This is a genomic window from Streptomyces sp. NPDC053367, assembly GCF_044545925.1.
Taxonomy (GTDB): domain Bacteria; phylum Actinomycetota; class Actinomycetes; order Streptomycetales; family Streptomycetaceae; genus Streptomyces.
Genome location: NZ_JBITYN010000007.1, coordinates 448,426 through 463,475, shown reverse-complemented (window position 1 = coordinate 463,475; position 15,050 = coordinate 448,426). Strand labels below are relative to the sequence as shown.

Below are 15,050 nucleotides of genomic sequence, written 5' to 3'. Positions count from 1 at the left end.
GCTCCGCCGACTGCCTGTTCGGTTGTGGCTGTGCTCTTCGGTTGTGGCTGTGCTCATCCGTAGCCGGTGTTCAGTTGTGACTGTGCGTGGGCCGGGCTTCCGGCTCCCCTCCGGGAGGAAGTCCGACCGGGCCAACTCCCCCGGAAGTGTGACCAGGTCGCTCAAGTTGGCGACCAACTCAACGGTAGTCATGCCCACTTGAGGCAGCTCATAACCACCTGCCGGTGAAGGCGTCACAGAGCCGGCCCGGTGACCAGCAGGGCGAGCACCACCGCGCCGGCGGAGCTGACGGCGGGGTTCTTCGCCTTGAGGCCGACGGTGAGCAGGAGCAGGCCGACGATCCCGGTGGGGCCGTACTTCCACTCGACGAGCTGCTCGAAGGCGACGACGAGGACCGCGGTGAGGAGGGCGAGTACGGGCACGGTGGTTCCCCCTTCGGGCAGGAGGCGGAAGCCAGGGGCGGAGGCCCGGGAAGTGGGAGGTAAAGCTTCCGCCAACTTGGCCGAGTTGGTTGCCAACTCTGATTAAGTTGTCCCCACTTGGTCGGTGCTCATAAACAACTTTCAAGCAACTCCCCATAGATGGGTGGAAGTTGTAGCGTTTGGTCGTGACCCAGGAGAACGTGGCGGTGAACGGCAGCAGAAGGCGCACGCCCCAGGAGATAGCCGGCACTCTGCGCGAGCGGATCCGGAGCGGCGAACTGCGGGCCGGCGACCGCCTGCCCACCCAGGCCGAGCTGGCCGAGGAGTTCGGGGTGGAGCGCGGCACCGTCCGCCAGGCACTGCGCGCCCTCCAGGAGGACGGCCTGCTGAGCAACGTCAGCAAGGGCAGCCCCCCGCGCATCGCCGAGCCCACCCCCGCGCAGGCCGAGCCGCAGCCGACCATGGTCGCCCTCGCGCCCCGCCTCACCGAGGCGTTCTCCGCCCGGCACGTCCGCATCGACGCCGCCTGTCTGACCGCGGAGACCCTGATGCTGGCCCTCGGCGAGCCGCTGCGCCGCATCCACGAGGGCAGCATCAGCCCCGAGTCCATCGACGTACGCATCCTGCTGCCCTCCCGGAAGATCAACCTCGCCTTCCCGGTGCCGGTCGGCGGAAGCGGCGACGACGACCCCGTCCACGAGCGCTGGCTCGCCCAGCGCAACGCCCAGGGCCACGTCCTGCGCCACAACCTCCAGGCCCTGCGCGCCACCCACGGCATCGACGTCAAGGTCGCCTTCCGTGCGCTGCCCTTCACCCCGCCGGTGAAGCTGTACCTGCTCAACGGCACGGAGGCGCTGCTCGCCTACTACATGGTCGCCCGCCGCGAGGAGACCACCGACGGCGAGACCCTCGACATGTACGACGTGCTGGGCACCGAGTCGCTGCTGTTCTCCTTCGACCGGCGCAGCGGACAGCGGGACGAGGCGTTCGTGGCGCAGTCGCAGCTGTGGTTCAACGCCCTCTGGGAAACCATCACCACGGACCTGACACTCTCCTAGTGACTTCCGACGCGACTTCCGACGCGATTTCCGATGCGATTTCCGATGCGACTTACGACGCGGTTTCCGGCACGAAGGCGCTGCACGAGCTGATCGGCCGCGCCCGCGTGGTCCTCTGGGACTTCGACGGCCCCGTCTGCCGTCTCTTCGCCGGCCACTCGGCACGGCGCGTGGCACGCGCACTGGTGGAGTGGCTGGAGGGACAGGGGCTCAGAGGGCTGCTGGAGGACGGCGAACGCGACACCGCGGACCCGCACGTGGTGCTGCGCGCGGTGGACCGCCGGCACCCCGGCAGCGACCTGCTGACCGAGCTGGAGGAGCACCTCACCCGGCACGAACTGCGCGCCGTCTCCTCCGCGATGCCCACCGCCTTCGCCGACCCGCTGATACGCACCTGGGCGGCGGTCGGCGTCCGGCTGGCCGTCGCCACCAACAACTCCCCGCGCGGAGTGCGCGCCTACCTGGACGGCCGGGGCCTCGCGGACTGCTTCCCGTACATCTACGGCCGTACCGCCGACCTCCATCTGCTCAAACCGCACCCGCACTGTCTGCACCTGGCGCTGAACGCCACCGGCGCGGCCCCCGAGGAGGCCCTGATGATCGGCGACACGGCCACGGACTTCCAGGCCGCCGCGACGGCCGGGGTCCCCTTCCTCGGCTACGCCCGCAACCTCCGCAAGGAGAAGCGGCTGCGGGAGGCGGGCGCCACCACCGTGGTGAACTCCCTGGAACCGGTGCTGGACGCCGTCCGCCGACGCGACCGGGCGGCAGGGGCGCCATGACCGCGCCCGGGGACCCGACGCGTTAGCATGCCCGCACCGCGCGAGCCGTCTCCCCGTCCGCACGAGGCCGGGGCATGTCGAGCAGCTTCGAACGACCTCATGCCGAAGAGTGGCGGACCACCCGTTGCGCCCACTCGCACCCGGCCCCGGTCGTGGGCTGTGACTGTCGAGCCTTACCTTTGCCCTACCTCTCGTGACAGCCCTCGGAGCGGCCAGTGGACGTACCTCCTGTACCCGGAGGCGTTCTCCAGGCGTTCGCCGAGCGCGCCGCCGCCGAGGGCGTGGAGCGCGGCGGCCGGCACCACCGCAGTTTCCTGCTGACGCTTCCCGAGGACCTGGCGCCCTGGGTGGGCCGCGGCCCGGGAACGCCGGTGACCGTGCGGGTACTCCGTACGGACGCGCCGGCCGTGGCGATCAGGACCTGGGCGAGGGAGGCCGCGGTCCACGCGGCGGCCCGGACCGTCCTGCCGCAGGTGCCCCGGTGCCTCGCCGAGGGCGACGGCGTCGCGGTCCTCGACTTCGTCGAGGGCGTCACCCTGGCCGCGCTCTGCCCCGACGGCAAGCCCGTCGACACCCTGCTGGTCGCGGAGCTGACACGGCTGCTCGCCGGCACGGCCCGGGTGCGCCGGTCCGCGGTACCGCCCCTGCCCGCCGGCCGGCCCGGCAACCACACCGACAGCCGGGCCTTCCTGCGGGGCCTGGCACATCTGGCGGAGCTACAGGTCCGGCGCCCCAACTGGCCTGCCTACGGGGGCCTGTTCAAGGCGCTCGGCGTGCCCGAGGACGCCCTGCCGCGGTTCGCCGAGCGCGTCCCCGCCCTGGCCCGGCGGCCGTACGGGCTGTTCCACGGCGACCTGCACCGCGGCAATGTGATCGTCCCGGCGGGCGACGGCGCCCCGCTCGTCCCGATCGACTGGGAGACGGCCGGCTTCGGCGACCCCCTGCACGACCTGGCGGCCCATCTGTGGCGCATGCGGTACCCGGCCGCCCAGTGGGACGAGGTGATCGAGGCGTGGACGGACGCCATGGGCCGTGTGCGCCCGGCCGCGCTGAACGGCGTCGGCCGGGACCTCGGCCACTACGTCGACTTCGAGCGCGCGCGGTCCGCCTACGCCGAGGTCATCCGGGCCGCGCGCTCCCTGGAGCGGTCCACCGGGGACCCGGGCCTGCGAGCGGCGGCGCGCGCCGTCGACCGGGCCCTGGCGGACGCCGAGGGGCCGCTCGGGCTCCGGCGGCGCCCCGGCCTCGGGGAGATCGCCGGCATCCTGCACCGCTGGAGCGCGTCGCGGGCCGGCACCCCGGGACGGCCGGTGCTCACCGTCGCCTGGGAGCCCGACGCCCGCGTCGGCGAACACCCCCGCTTCCCGGCCGACGCGGTGACGCGCGCGCTGCTCGCCGAGGGCGCGGCCCCGGCCGAACGGGTCCTCCAGGGCACCGCGCACCTCAACACGGTCGTCCAGGTGCCCGGCGTCGGCTTCCCCGTCGTCGTACGGCGCAAGGTGAGCCACGTCGAGCGGCGCGAGACCGGCTACCTCAGCGAGCACGCCGTCCTGCGGGCCGTAGAGGCGTCCGGCGCCGCCGTCGCCGCGCCCAGGGTCCTCGCCCTGGGCCGTTGCGGACAGGGCGAGCCGTTCGCCGTCCACACCTACGTCGGCCCCCGCGACCTGGACCGGCCGCCCGCCCACCCGGTGTACGGGCTGCTGCCGCACGAGGCGGACGGGCTCGTCGACCAGCTGTGCGAGCTGACCCGGGTCGACTGCCGGCAGATCGACCCCACCGCGGGCGAGGGCGGCTTCCACCCCTGGCTGTGCGACCAGCTCGCCGTCCTGGTCGCCGGGCTGCCGGACCGCACCCAGCACCTCGCCCGCTCCCTCGGCCTGCCGGACGCCCCCCGGCTGCGGCAGATCCTCGCGCGCCACGCGGTCGCGCGGCGCACGCCCGTACTGCTGCACGGCGACCTCAACCCGTGGAACCTCGTACGCCGCCCCGACCGCAGGGCGCTGACCCTGATCGACTGGGAGATGGCCCTGGTCGGCGACCCGCTGCACGACCTCGTCCGGCATCTGCACCTGACGCCGACCCGGCCCGAGATCCGCGACCGCATGATCCGCCGCTGGGCGCAGCGGATGCCCGAGGAGTGCACCCGCGGCTGGGCCGAGGACTGGCGGGTCTACCGCTGGCTGGAGATCGTCCGGTCGGCGTACGTGGACCTGGACCGGCTGGTCAGCGGCGCGAGCCTGGACGTGCCCAACGTCCGCCGGGCCGTCGACTCCTACGCCATGACGCTCGCGGCCGCGCTGGCCGCGCTGGGGCTGCGCCGGCCGCGGACCGCGGGGCCGTGCCTGGTCCGGGCACTGGCCTGAGAGGGCCTCGCACGCGCACGGCCCGGGCCGGCTTTCACACCTTCAGCACCACCTTCCCCACCAGCCCCCGCCCCTCGATCGCCGCGTGCGCCGCCGCCGCGCGGGCCAGCGGGAACACCTCGCCGATCACCGGCCGCAGCCGGCCCGCCCCCACCTCGGTGAACGCGGCGGTGGTGAGGCGGCGCACGTCGGCGGGGGCGTACCGGTAGTCCTGGATGCCGTAGAGGGTGATGTCCCGGCGCTTCGCCTCGTCGGCGTCGACGGGCGCGAAGCCGCCGGTGGGGGCGCCGTGGGCGGAGAAGCGGCCGCCGTCGGCGGCCAGGGCGAACGCGGCCGCGCCCAGGGAGCCGCCCACGCCGTCCAGGACGACGTCCGCCGCGCCGCCCAGCGCGACCCGGGCCCGCTCGGTCCAGTCGCCGGCGGTGAGGTCGACCGTCTCGTGCGCGCCCAGCTCCCGCACCAGGGCCAGCTTGGCCGCGCCACGGGCGGGTGCGACCACACGGGCGCCGCGGGCGCGGGCCAGCTGCACCAACAGGGTGCCCATGCCGCCGGACGCGCCGAGGACCAGGACCCGGTCACCGGCGCCCACGCCGGTGCGTTCGATCACCCCGCAGGCCGTGACCCCGTCGTGGACCAGCGCGGCGGCCGTCAGCAGGTCGAGGCCGTCCGGTACGACGGTCAGCGCGTCGACGCCCGCCACCGCCAGCTCGGCGTAGCTGCCGGTGACGAACGCGCCGACCCGCCGCCCCAGCCAGGTCTCCTCCACCCCGGCCCCCAGCGCCCGCACCACACCGGTGACCCCGCCCCCGGGGACGTACGGCGGGCGCACCGGGAAGTACTCCTGGCCCCAGCCGGACCGCAGCTGCGTCTCCAGGAAGATCGTGTCGGCGTGCGCCACCTCGATCAGCACCTCGCCCGGTCCCGGGACCGGGTCCGGCAGCCGGACAGGGACCAGGCCCTCGGGCCCGCCGAACTCCGTCACGTGCACTGCGCGCATGGCTTCTCCCCAGGAGGTGATCTGTTGCCGTGCCCGCAGTCTTCGACCTCAAGCGGAGTTGAGGTCAAGCCCTGCCCCGGTCGACCAGCAGCGGAAGCAAGTGCTCCTCCTCATACGCGAGATGGGCCTCCAGCTCGCGCGTCAGCCGTTCGACCTCCGCGCGGGCGGTCGCGGTGTCGCCGCCGGCGACGACCCGGCGCAGCTCCTCGACGAGCACGGCGATCCGCTCGTGCTCCGAGCGCAGCCGCACCAGGGCCGCCGCGGCCCGCGGGTGCTCCGCCTCGACGGACGGGAAGAGCATGAGCTCCTCGCCCATGTGGTGGTTGTGCAGGCCGTGGCAGAAGGTGAGGCAGTTGATCCGCAGCTGGGCACCGAGGCCGGCCCCCGTGGTGTCCATCTCCTGTCGCAGCAGGGCCAGTTCGCGGCGGAAGCCGTCGTGGGCGACCTGGACGGCCTCCGCGGCTGAGCGGGCGTTGACCCGCGGCGGCCCGTCGTTCGCGCTGTGCAGGGCGACCACGGGGATGACCCGCTCGGTCTTCGCCTGGTACTCGGCCCAGCCCGGATCCGCCTCCACGGCCCGCGCGAAGGCCGCGTCCCGCTCCTCGCCCACCAGCGGCACGGCGCGCGCCCGGTAGGTGAAGAGGCCGCTCTCGACGGTCACTTCGGGGTGGGCGAGGAGGTTGAGGTACCAGTCGGGGTGCCGGGGGGCGCCGCCGGCCGAGGCGATCACCAGGACCCGCTCGCCGCCGTCGGGCAGATAGCCGACCGGGGTGGTGTGGGGCCGCCCGGTGCGGGCGCCCGTGGTCGTCAGCAGCAGGAGCCGGCCTCCCTCGAAGGGCCCGCCGACGTGCCCGTGCCGGGCGCGGAACTCGTCGATGACACGCTGATTGAAATCGTTGGGCATGTTGTCTCTCTGTCGCTCGCTTCTCTTCCTGGGACGGGGAGGAGAGACAGAGACGGCGGACCCCTGGTCCGCACCGGCCTCACTCAGAGGCCGGGCAACACCCAACTCGTTCGCGGCACTTGGCCGACCCGGCAGTCATGATCGCCACGCTAGCGGGGGAGCGGCCGGAGCGCCACGGGAATTCGGCCGCTTCTCAGCCGCGCCGCCCCAGCAGCTCGGCCACCCGCATGAACCCGTCCCCGCCGTGCCCGAGCCCGATGACCCGCCGGGCCAGCCCCTCCGTCGCGCGCATCACACTCGCGTCGATGCCGTGCGCCTCGGAGGCGTGCACGATGTGCGCCATGGTGGACACGGCCGAGGTGACCGGGTTGATGTGCCCCGAGTACGTCCCGTCCTCGACGTCCCCCGCGAACTCCTCGAACAGCGGCGGCAGGATCGCCGCTATGCCCTGCGCGAAGGGTGCCAGCTCCCGCGGCAGCACGCCCTCCGCCCGTGCCATGGCGAGCGCGTGGGCGTACCCGGACATCGCCGTCCAGAACACGTCCAGCAGGGCGAGGTCGTACGCCGCCGCGCGCCCGATCTCCTCACCGACGTGCGTGTGGGTGCCGCCGAGCGCGCCCAGCACCTCGCGCGTCCGCTCGTACAGCGCGGCCGGCCCGCTGTGCAGGAACACCGCCTCCGCGGTGCCGATGCTGGGCGCCGGCGTCATGATCGCCCCGTCGAGGTAGTCGACCCCGTGCTCGGCGGCCCATACGCCCAGGTCACGGGCCCGGGCCGCGGTGTCGGCGCTGAGGTTGACGACCGTGCGCCCCTTCAGCGCGGCCGCCACCTCGTCCTGCCGCAGGACCGCGTCCACGGCGTCGTAGTTCACCACGCAGACCACGGTCAGCGGGCTCGCCTCGACCGCCTCACGGGCCGACCCGGCGCTCCGCGCGCCGCGGGCGACCAGCTCCGCGTCCCGTCCGGGCGTACGGTTCCACACGGTGGTCGGCCTGCCCGCGTCGAGGAAGGCCCCGGCCAGCGCCCGCCCCATCGGGCCCAGGCCGATGACGGTGACGGCGGACTGATCGTCGTAGAAGGACATGCTTGAACTCCTCTGGAAAACTGCACAATTGACCGGACGCAGGAACAACGCAGAAGAAACGGGGCGAGGATGACGCGCAGCCGGGCCCAGGACCCGAACGTCTGCGGAGTGACCGCCGCGATCGCCGTGATCGACGGCAAGTGGAAGACCGCGCTGCTGTGGCTGCTGGAGTCGGGCCCGCACCGCCCCGGCGAACTGCGCCGCAGGCTGCCGGGCCTCAGCGAGAAGGTGCTGACTCAGGCACTGCGCGAGATGGAGGAGGACGGTCTGGTGCACCGCGAGGTGTACGACGTCCTGCCGCTGAAGACGGTGTACTCGCTGACCGCCTTCGGCCGTGAACTCTCCGAGGCCCTCGCCCCCCTCTCCGACTGGGGCCACCGTCGCCTGGAGCGACTGGCGGCCGCGGCCTCCTGATCACCTGCGACCAGCGTCGCGCAGGGCCCGGCGGCCGCCAAGTACCCACAAAAAAGTGGGTAGGGGCCGGCTCCCCCTCCCCGGCACACTGGCCCCATGAATCCAGCTGATCCCGACCCCGAGGTCGCCCTCCGCTTCTACCTCCAGTCCGCCCGCGACGCACTGCTGTGGAAGCTGGAGGGGCTCTCGGAGTACGACGCCCGCCGCCCGATGACCCCGACCGGCACCAATCTGCTGGGGCTGGTCAAGCACGTGGCCACCGTCGAGCTGGGCTACCTCGGCGACACCTTCGGCCGGCCGCACGGCGAGGCGCTGCCCTGGCTGGAGGGAGCGGCCGAGGACAACGGCGACATGTGGGCGACGGCGGAGGAGTCCCGCGAGGAGATCGTGGGGCTGTACCGCCGGGCCTGGGCGCACGCCGACGCCACGATCGAGGCGCTCGCGCTGGACACGGTCGGCCGTGTCCCCTGGTGGCCCGACGGCCGGGACGAGGTCACCCTCCACCACGCCGTCACCCGTGTGATCGCCGACACCCACCGGCACGCCGGCCACGCCGACATCCTCCGCGAGCTCATCGACGGCTCCGTCGGCATGGACGAGACCAACACCAGCCTGCCGTCCGGCGACCCGGCCTGGTGGGAGCGTCATCGGGAACGGCTGGAGGCGGAGGCGCGGAAGGCGGCCGAGGGGCGCTGAACACCTCCGAGTAACTCTTGCAAGCGGGTTGCTTGCAATTGTTAGCGCGATGGGTGCACAGTGGAGCCATGGCATCGCTCAATGTCGGCAACCTCGGTGAGTACCTGCGCGAGCAGCGGCGCAGCGCGCAACTGTCGCTCAGGCAGCTCGCCGAGGCCGCCGGGGTGTCGAACCCGTATCTGAGCCAGATCGAGCGCGGGCTGCGCAAGCCGAGCGCGGAGGTGCTGCAGCAGGTCGCCAAGGCGCTGCGGATCTCCGCGGAGACGCTGTACGTCCGCGCGGGAATCCTGGACGCGGAACGAGGCCGTGACGAGGTGGAGACGCGTGCCGTCATCCTCGCCGACCCCACGCTCGACGAGCGGCAGAAGCAGACGCTGCTGCAGATCTACGAGTCGTTCCGCAAGGAGAACGGCACCGACGCCGTCCGGGTGGACGGCACCGACGCCTTCCCGACGGACGGCACCGACGTCCGGAAGGACGGCGGCCCCGCCGACGGAGAGCCGCGGCAGTCGGCCGGTTGACCGGACCAGGGGACCGGCCGACGTACCGCGGACCCACCGAACCCTCAGCCGAACGCGAATCCGGGAGGACCCTCACCATGGCCATCACCGACGACCTGCGCAAGACCCTCAGCGACCCGACCCCGCTCTACTTCGCCGCCGGCACCGCCGACCTCGCCCTGCAGCAGGCGAAGAAGGTCCCGGGCCTGGTGGAGCAGCTGCGCACCGAGGCCCCGGCCCGGATCGAGGCGGTGCGCAACACCGACCCGAAGGTCGTCCAGGAGCGCGCAGCCGCGCGCGCCAAGGAGGCCCAGGAGACCCTGCAGACGAAGGTCACCGAACTCCTCGGCGCCCTCGACGGCGACCTGAAGAAGCTCGGCGAGTCCGCCCAGGACCTCGCGCTGCGCGGGGTGGGCGTGGCCGCGGAGTACGCCGTCCGCGCCCGTGAGACCTACGAGAAGGTCGCCGAGCACGGTGAGCTGGCCGTGCGGTCCTGGCGGGGCGAGGCCGCGGAGCAGATCGAGGACCTCGCCGTGGCCGTCGAGCCGAGCGGTGAGCCGGTCACGGTCAAGCCGGAGCCCGCCGAGCCGGTCGCGCCCGCCGGGGCCGAGGCCGCCGCGCCCGCGAAGAAGGCCCCCGCCAAGAAGGCGCCGGCCCGCAAGCCGGCCGCGAAGAAGGCGACGCCGCCCGCCGAGTGATCACTCTGTCCCGCAGGGCGGGCCGGGCACTTCCCGGGTGCTCGGCCCGTTGTCCGGGTAGCGGGGCCGGGCTTGCGGGTACGGTGACCGGGTAGGACGAGCCGAACCGGATGGTGGACATCATGCTGATGGAGGGATTCGCGGGGTTCATGGCCCTGCTGAGCCTGGCCTTCACCCTTTTCAGCGGCTTCGCGCTGGTGGACGCCGCCGTGCGCCGCGAGGACGCCTATCGCGCCGCCGACAAGCAGACCAAGACGTTCTGGCTGGTCATCCTCGGTCTGGCCTTCGTGGTGAGCCTGATCTTCGGCATCCTGTCGTTCCTGCCGATCATCGGCCTCATCGCCACGATCGTGTACATGGTCGACGTCCGGCCGGCGCTCCGCCAGATCTCGGGCCCGCGGCGCCGGGGCGGCAGCAGCAGCGACGGGCCGTACGGGCCTTGGAACGGCGGCCGCTAGGCCCTCCGGGCTCCTTGCGGGGGCGGACGGACCGGGCTGTGGTGCGGCCGGCGTGCGGTGCGGCTCGGCGGACGCCGGGCGTGCGGTGCGGTGTGGCTGGTCGCGTCGTCGGGCTGCGGACCGTGGTGGGCTGCTCGCGCAGTTCCCCGCGCCCCTGGGGCGTGGCCGCGGGGCGTCCCCGTCGCGGGCAGCGGGCCTGCGGGTCGTGGTGGGATGGTCGCGCGGTTCCTCGCGCCCCTGGGGCGTGGCCGCGGGGCGTCCCCGTCGCGGGCAGCGAGCGGGCCTGCGGATCGTGGTGGGCTGGTCGCGCGGTTCCTCGCGCCCCTGGGGCGTCCCGGTCGCGGGCATGCGTGCCGCCTGGGGCGGCACGGGTGGGCGCGGCGGCACCTCGTAGCGCCGAGTCGCGCGAACGCCCCGCCCTCGGCCGCCACGCCCGGCGCCCGGTCGGGCAGCCTCAGCGAGCCCAGCCCGTGGCCCCGCCGCCAGCCTCAGCGTGCCAGCCCCCGGCGCCGCCGGAGATTACGGCCCGCTCAGTCAGGCGGCCTCAGCGAGCCGAGCTCCCGACCCAGCCCGCCGGAGGCTAGGGCAGCCGGTCCAGCAGCAGCACGGCCACGTCGTCCGTGAGCTCGCCGCCGTTCAGCTCGCGCACCTCGTGCACGGCCGCCCGCAGCAGTTCCTCCCCGCGCAGGCCCTCCGCCAGCTGCCGGCTGACCATCTCGACCATGCCGTCCTGGCCCAGCCGCTCCCGGCCCTCACCGATGTGGCCCTCGATCAGGCCGTCGGTGTAGAGCATCAGGCTCCACTCGGCACCCAGCTCGACCTGCATCCGGGGCCACCGGGCGCCGGGCAGCAACCCGAGAGCCGGCCCGTTGTTGTCGTACGGCAGCAGCCGCGGGGCCCGGCCGGGGCGGGCTATCAGCGGGGCCGGATGCCCGGCCAGGCACAGACCGGCCCGACGGCCGTCCGGCGCGATGTCCACCGTGCACAGGGTCGCGAAGATCTCGTCGTCGGACCGCTCGTGCTCCAGAACCTGCTGCAGCGTGCTCAGCAGCTGGTCCCCGCACAGCCCCGCCAGCGTCAGCGCGCGCCAGGCGATACGCAGCTCGACGCCGAGCGCGGCCTCGTCGGGGCCGTGCCCGCAGACGTCGCCGATCATGGCGTGCACGGTGCCGTCCGGCGTCCGGACGACGTCGTAGAAGTCACCGCCCAGCAGCGCGCGCGAGCGGCCGGGGCGATAGCGCGCGGCGAAGCGCAGCGGGGAGCCCTCCAGGAGCGGCGTGGGCAGCAGCCCCCGCTCGAGGCGGCGGTTCTCCTGCGCGCGCATACGGCCCTCGGCGAGCCGCCGCTCGGCCGTGTCGGAACGTTTCCGCTCCACGGCGTAGCGGATCGCCCGGCTCAGCAGCCGGCCGTCCAGCTCGTCCCGGAACAGGTAGTCCTGGGCGCCGACGCGCACGGCGTGGGCGCCGCGCTCGGCGTCACCGGAGGCGGTGAGCGCGAGGACGGCGTGCCGGGGTGCGATCTCCAGCACGTGCTTGAGCACGGCCAGCTCGTCGTCGTCCGGCTCGCCCGCCCGGCCGGGCGCGGTCAGCGCCAGGTCGAGCAGGATGCAGTGGACGTCGTCGGTGAGCAGCCGCTCGGCCTCGGTGAGGTTGCGGGCGGTGCGGACGCGGATCGGCTGGCCGGCCGAGTCGAGCAGGTCCGGCACGATGGCGGAGCCGGCCGGGTCGTCCTCGATCAGCAGCAGCGTCAGGGGGGCGGTGGTGTCCTCCTTGGTGGGGCCTGCGGTGGACGCGGCCGGCGCCTGACCACTCTCCACGGCCGGGATCGCTCTCTGCCGCGGTACGGGTACGGGCATTGTCCTGTGTTCCTTCCCTCCCCCCGAGGGCGTGGCGGGGCGAAGACCTCGACCCACCGATCGGGACCATAGCGGGTGACGCCGCCGCAGCGGAATGGTCCACGCCACCCCGCCCCGCGGCAGGTCACTGTCATATGCCGCGTTCCGTACCGCAGTTGGGCGAGGTGACCGGGGCCAGGGAATGACGAACGTCACGTCCGGGCGGAGTTTGCGGGGGACTTGGCGTGCGCCAGGTCACGTGGCCGCGGTCACGGGGCCGGGTTCGCGGCGGTGGCCCCCGTCACGAGGTGTGTGTCACGCGCCCGTGGTGCCGACGTGCGTCACGTACCCGTGGCGCCGCCCCTCCCCGGCCGTGCAGGGCCTTGGCGAAGCCGGGCGGGACCCCCGGGGGGCCGTACAAAACCTCAGGAGAGGTGCGAGACCTCACGCATCCGGCCGTACCACCCCGAGTATCGGCATCGAACCGGCGCCCGCGACCGTCACCGTGCGTCCCGGGCGCGGGGCGTGGACGATCATGCCGTCGCCGATGTACATCCCGACATGGCTGGCGTCTTCGAAGTAGACGACGAGGTCGCCGGGCCGCATGTCCGCTACGTCGACATGGGGCAACTGGGCCCACTGCTGCTGAGAGGTGCGCGGGATGGTGCGGCCGGCGCTCGCCCAGGCCTGGGAGGTGAGGCCGGAGCAGTCGAAGGAGTCGGGGCCCTCGGCGCCCCAGACGTACGGCTTGCCCTGCTGCGCGGCGGCGAACTCGACGGCCTTCTTTCCCTGTTCGCTCGCCCCGGCCGTGCTGCCGTCGAGGACGCCGGTGCCGAGCCAGGCGGTCTGGGCCTTCTGCGCGGCCTGGCGCTCCAGGCGGGCCAGGCGTTCCTTCTCCTCCTTCTCCAGCTGCTTCTCGAGCTCCTCGGCCTCGGTGATGCGCTGGTTGATCCGCTGCCGGGCGGCGGCCCTGGCCTTGCGGTTGGCCTCCAGCTTCCTCCACTGGGCGGAGGCGTCCTTGGCGTACTGCTCCAAGTCCTGCTGGGTGCGGGTGATTTCGGTGAGCACGTGACCGGTGGCGCGCTCGCCCTGGCGGATGCGGCCGGTGCCGTCGAGGAACTCGCTCGGGTCGTCGCTGAGGGCCAGCTGGGCCTCCGGCGGCAGTCCGCCGGTGCGGTACTGGGCGGCGGCCGCGGCGCCCATGCGGTCCTTCAGCTCCGCGAGCCTCTCGCGGCCCGCCGTGATCTTCTTGGCCAGCGCGACCAGCTGCGCGGACTGCTGGTCGGCCTTCTCCTCGGCGGCGTTGTAGGCGTCGGTGGCGACGGCCGCGTCGTGGTAGAGCTCCTCCAGCCGCTGTCGTACGGCCTCGAGCTCCTTGTTGGTGGCGGGAGCCGGCCGGGTCGCGGAGGCGGACGGCGACGGGTCGGGCGTGGGGGCCGGAGCGGCGAAGGCCGTGCCGGGTGCCGACAGTACGGTGACCGCGCAGACGACGGTCAGGGCCGCCGTGATCAGGCCGCGCTTTCCCGTTGCCATTCCTCTTCCCCCAAACAGATCCAGAACTGATTAACCGTCAGTAACATACGGACGCCTGAGGGATCGTGCCATGCCGCCGCCCAAAACGACAGAGGTCCCGCCCGGCCGGGGCGGGAACCGCCATCCCCCCAGCGCCATACGGCCGTGTCGATTCCCCCGGCCCGTCCCCCGGCCCGTCCCCCGCCCGTCCCCTGCGCGTCCCCTGCGCGTCCCCCGCCCGTTCGACGAACGGCTCGCCGGGATCGTTCCCGCAGCTCACCCGTGTGGGTGACGGTCCGCCGGCTCCGCCGCCGGGCGGATCAGCGGCGGGGCGCCAACGCCTCCCAGGCCACGGTCACTTCGCCCTGCCGCCAGCGCACCGGCCCGTCCGTCACCGGCCAGTCGGCGGTCAGGTCCCGCACCGCGCGCATCCAGCGCTGCCGGGCGCCGTAGGAGGCGTACGGCGCGGCGGCCGCCCAGGCGCGGTCGAAGTCGCGCAGGAAGGCGTGCACCGGCTCGCCGGGGACGTTGCGGTGGATCAGCGCCTTCGGCAGCCGCTCGGCGAGGTCGGAGGGCCGCTCCAGGGAGCCGAGCCGGGTGGCGAAGGTGACCGTGCGGGGCCCCTCCGGGCCGAGCGCGACCCAGACGTGCCGGCGCCCGATCTCGTCGCAGGTGCCCTCCACCAGCAGCCCGCCGCGCGAGGGTCCGGCGGCCGGGGCGAGCCGGGCGCACAGCCGCTCCCAGACGGCGGTGACCTGCTCCTCGTCGTACTGGCGCAGCACGTTGGCGGCGCGGATCAGCAGGGGCCGCTGGGGGAGCGGGATCTCGAACCCGCCGTGCCGGAAGGTGAGTCCCTCCCGCTCGTAGGGCCGGGCGGCCCGCACGCGCGCGGGGTCGATCTCGATGCCGACCACGCGCGCGTGCGGCGCGACCGTGCGCAGCCGGCCGAGCAGTTCGACGGCGGTCCAGGGCGCGGCGCCGTAGCCGAGGTCGACCGCCACGGGGTCGGTGGCCCGGCGCAGTTCGGCGCCGTGGGCCGCGGCGATCCAGCGGTCCATGCGGCGCAGCCGGTTGGGGTTGGTCGTCCCGCGCGTGACCGTGCCCACGGGGCGGAGGGCGGCGCGGGATGTCATACGTACGAGGGTATGCGGCGCGCCGGGCGGCGGGCCCGGTCGGGGCGGACCCCCGGGGATATCGAACGGTTGAGCGACAAACCGTAATGATTCGGCAAAGATCCCCCGAGGGGAAATGGAACCGGGCCGTCCATGGTTGGACCCCCTTGGAGGGCGCGGCAGGTCCTCCGTCCGGCATGCCCGCAGCAAGGAGGA

General features: G+C 73.7%; 15 protein-coding genes. 8 read left to right on the top strand and 7 right to left on the bottom strand.

Annotated elements, in window-relative coordinates:
- Positions 1-233: 233 nt before the first annotated feature.
- Positions 234-422, bottom strand: coding sequence for a hypothetical protein (locus ACIGXJ_RS22115; RefSeq protein WP_399647950.1), 189 nt, complete (start codon positions 420-422; stop codon positions 234-236).
- A 179-nt stretch (positions 423-601) separates the two neighbouring features.
- On the opposite strand from ACIGXJ_RS22115, the gene ACIGXJ_RS22110 reads away from it, so the two are divergent.
- The 3 genes from ACIGXJ_RS22110 (at position 602) to ACIGXJ_RS22100 (ending at position 4,625) form a co-directional block, all read left to right on the top strand.
- Positions 602-1,480 (top strand): GntR family transcriptional regulator, encoded by an 879-nt coding sequence (locus ACIGXJ_RS22110; RefSeq protein ID WP_399647947.1) that lies wholly within the window; start codon positions 602-604, stop codon positions 1,478-1,480.
- Entirely contained in the window at positions 1,429-2,262 is an 834-nt protein-coding gene (locus ACIGXJ_RS22105; protein WP_399647944.1) for an HAD family hydrolase, read from the top strand. The genes ACIGXJ_RS22110 and ACIGXJ_RS22105 overlap by 52 nt, the downstream gene beginning before the upstream one ends.
- Positions 2,263-2,477: 215 nt before the next feature.
- Complete coding sequence (locus ACIGXJ_RS22100) at positions 2,478-4,625, top strand: phosphotransferase (RefSeq protein WP_399647941.1); 2,148 nt, start codon at positions 2,478-2,480, stop codon at positions 4,623-4,625.
- 34 nt (positions 4,626-4,659) lie between these two features.
- On the opposite strand, the gene ACIGXJ_RS22095 is transcribed toward ACIGXJ_RS22100, so the two are convergent.
- The 3 genes from ACIGXJ_RS22095 to ACIGXJ_RS22085 all read right to left on the bottom strand — a co-directional run bounded on the left by ACIGXJ_RS22095 (position 4,660) and on the right by ACIGXJ_RS22085 (position 7,610).
- On the bottom strand, positions 4,660-5,622 hold the full coding sequence (locus ACIGXJ_RS22095; protein WP_399647939.1) for a zinc-binding dehydrogenase: 963 nt from the start codon (positions 5,620-5,622) through the stop codon (positions 4,660-4,662).
- A 64-nt stretch (positions 5,623-5,686) separates the two neighbouring features.
- Entirely contained in the window at positions 5,687-6,526 is an 840-nt protein-coding gene (locus ACIGXJ_RS22090; RefSeq protein ID WP_399647936.1) for a nitroreductase/quinone reductase family protein, read from the bottom strand.
- Positions 6,527-6,719: 193 nt separating this feature from the next.
- The gene (locus ACIGXJ_RS22085) at positions 6,720-7,610 is read right to left on the bottom strand and encodes an NAD(P)-dependent oxidoreductase (RefSeq protein ID WP_399647933.1); all 891 of its coding nucleotides are present in this window, start codon (positions 7,608-7,610) and stop codon (positions 6,720-6,722) included.
- 69 nt (positions 7,611-7,679) lie between these two features.
- On the opposite strand from ACIGXJ_RS22085, the gene ACIGXJ_RS22080 reads away from it, so the two are divergent.
- The 5 genes from ACIGXJ_RS22080 (at position 7,680) to ACIGXJ_RS22060 (ending at position 10,376) form a co-directional block, all read left to right on the top strand.
- Positions 7,680-8,024 carry a winged helix-turn-helix transcriptional regulator gene (locus tag ACIGXJ_RS22080; protein WP_399647930.1) on the top strand — a complete coding sequence of 115 codons (345 nt, stop codon included), beginning with the start codon at positions 7,680-7,682 and terminating at the stop codon, positions 8,022-8,024.
- A 96-nt stretch (positions 8,025-8,120) separates the two neighbouring features.
- Positions 8,121-8,720: a DinB family protein gene (locus ACIGXJ_RS22075; RefSeq protein ID WP_399647928.1), complete on the top strand. Its 600-nt coding sequence runs from the start codon at positions 8,121-8,123 to the stop codon at positions 8,718-8,720.
- A 68-nt stretch (positions 8,721-8,788) separates the two neighbouring features.
- Complete coding sequence (locus ACIGXJ_RS22070; protein WP_399647925.1) at positions 8,789-9,241, top strand: helix-turn-helix domain-containing protein; 453 nt, start codon at positions 8,789-8,791, stop codon at positions 9,239-9,241.
- A 77-nt stretch (positions 9,242-9,318) separates the two neighbouring features.
- Complete coding sequence (locus ACIGXJ_RS22065) at positions 9,319-9,918, top strand: hypothetical protein (RefSeq protein WP_399647923.1); 600 nt, start codon at positions 9,319-9,321, stop codon at positions 9,916-9,918.
- 122 nt (positions 9,919-10,040) lie between these two features.
- Positions 10,041-10,376 carry a DUF2516 family protein gene (locus ACIGXJ_RS22060; RefSeq protein ID WP_399647922.1) on the top strand — a complete coding sequence of 112 codons (336 nt, stop codon included), beginning with the start codon at positions 10,041-10,043 and terminating at the stop codon, positions 10,374-10,376.
- A 580-nt stretch (positions 10,377-10,956) separates the two neighbouring features.
- Here ACIGXJ_RS22060 and ACIGXJ_RS22055 read toward each other — a convergent pair.
- The 3 genes from ACIGXJ_RS22055 to ACIGXJ_RS22045 all read right to left on the bottom strand — a co-directional run bounded on the left by ACIGXJ_RS22055 (position 10,957) and on the right by ACIGXJ_RS22045 (position 14,855).
- Entirely contained in the window at positions 10,957-12,231 is a 1,275-nt protein-coding gene (locus ACIGXJ_RS22055; RefSeq protein ID WP_399647920.1) for a PP2C family protein-serine/threonine phosphatase, read from the bottom strand.
- Positions 12,232-12,654: 423 nt separating this feature from the next.
- Positions 12,655-13,743, bottom strand: coding sequence for a C40 family peptidase (locus ACIGXJ_RS22050; RefSeq protein WP_399647917.1), 1,089 nt, complete (start codon positions 13,741-13,743; stop codon positions 12,655-12,657).
- Between the two features lie 299 nt (positions 13,744-14,042).
- Positions 14,043-14,855 (bottom strand): class I SAM-dependent methyltransferase, encoded by an 813-nt coding sequence (locus ACIGXJ_RS22045; RefSeq protein WP_399647914.1) that lies wholly within the window; start codon positions 14,853-14,855, stop codon positions 14,043-14,045.
- Positions 14,856-15,050: the final 195 nt, after the last annotated feature.

Bases quoted from the DNA above. Each gene is read 5' to 3' on its own strand.
- ACIGXJ_RS22060 (WP_399647922.1), top strand. From the start codon at position 10,041: ATGCTGATGGAGGGATTCGCGGGGTTCATGGCCCTGCTGAGCCTGGCC.
- ACIGXJ_RS22065 (WP_399647923.1), top strand. From the start codon at position 9,319: ATGGCCATCACCGACGACCTGCGCAAGACCCTCAGCGACCCGACCCCG.
- ACIGXJ_RS22090 (WP_399647936.1), bottom strand. From the start codon at position 6,526: ATGCCCAACGATTTCAATCAGCGTGTCATCGACGAGTTCCGCGCCCGG.
- ACIGXJ_RS22045 (WP_399647914.1), bottom strand. From the start codon at position 14,855: ATGACATCCCGCGCCGCCCTCCGCCCCGTGGGCACGGTCACGCGCGGG.
- ACIGXJ_RS22075 (WP_399647928.1), top strand. From the start codon at position 8,121: ATGAATCCAGCTGATCCCGACCCCGAGGTCGCCCTCCGCTTCTACCTC.
- ACIGXJ_RS22080 (WP_399647930.1), top strand. From the start codon at position 7,680: ATGACGCGCAGCCGGGCCCAGGACCCGAACGTCTGCGGAGTGACCGCC.
- ACIGXJ_RS22055 (WP_399647920.1), bottom strand. From the start codon at position 12,231: ATGCCCGTACCCGTACCGCGGCAGAGAGCGATCCCGGCCGTGGAGAGT.
- ACIGXJ_RS22050 (WP_399647917.1), bottom strand. From the start codon at position 13,743: ATGGCAACGGGAAAGCGCGGCCTGATCACGGCGGCCCTGACCGTCGTC.
- ACIGXJ_RS22070 (WP_399647925.1), top strand. From the start codon at position 8,789: ATGGCATCGCTCAATGTCGGCAACCTCGGTGAGTACCTGCGCGAGCAG.
- ACIGXJ_RS22095 (WP_399647939.1), bottom strand. From the start codon at position 5,622: ATGCGCGCAGTGCACGTGACGGAGTTCGGCGGGCCCGAGGGCCTGGTC.
- ACIGXJ_RS22085 (WP_399647933.1), bottom strand. From the start codon at position 7,610: ATGTCCTTCTACGACGATCAGTCCGCCGTCACCGTCATCGGCCTGGGC.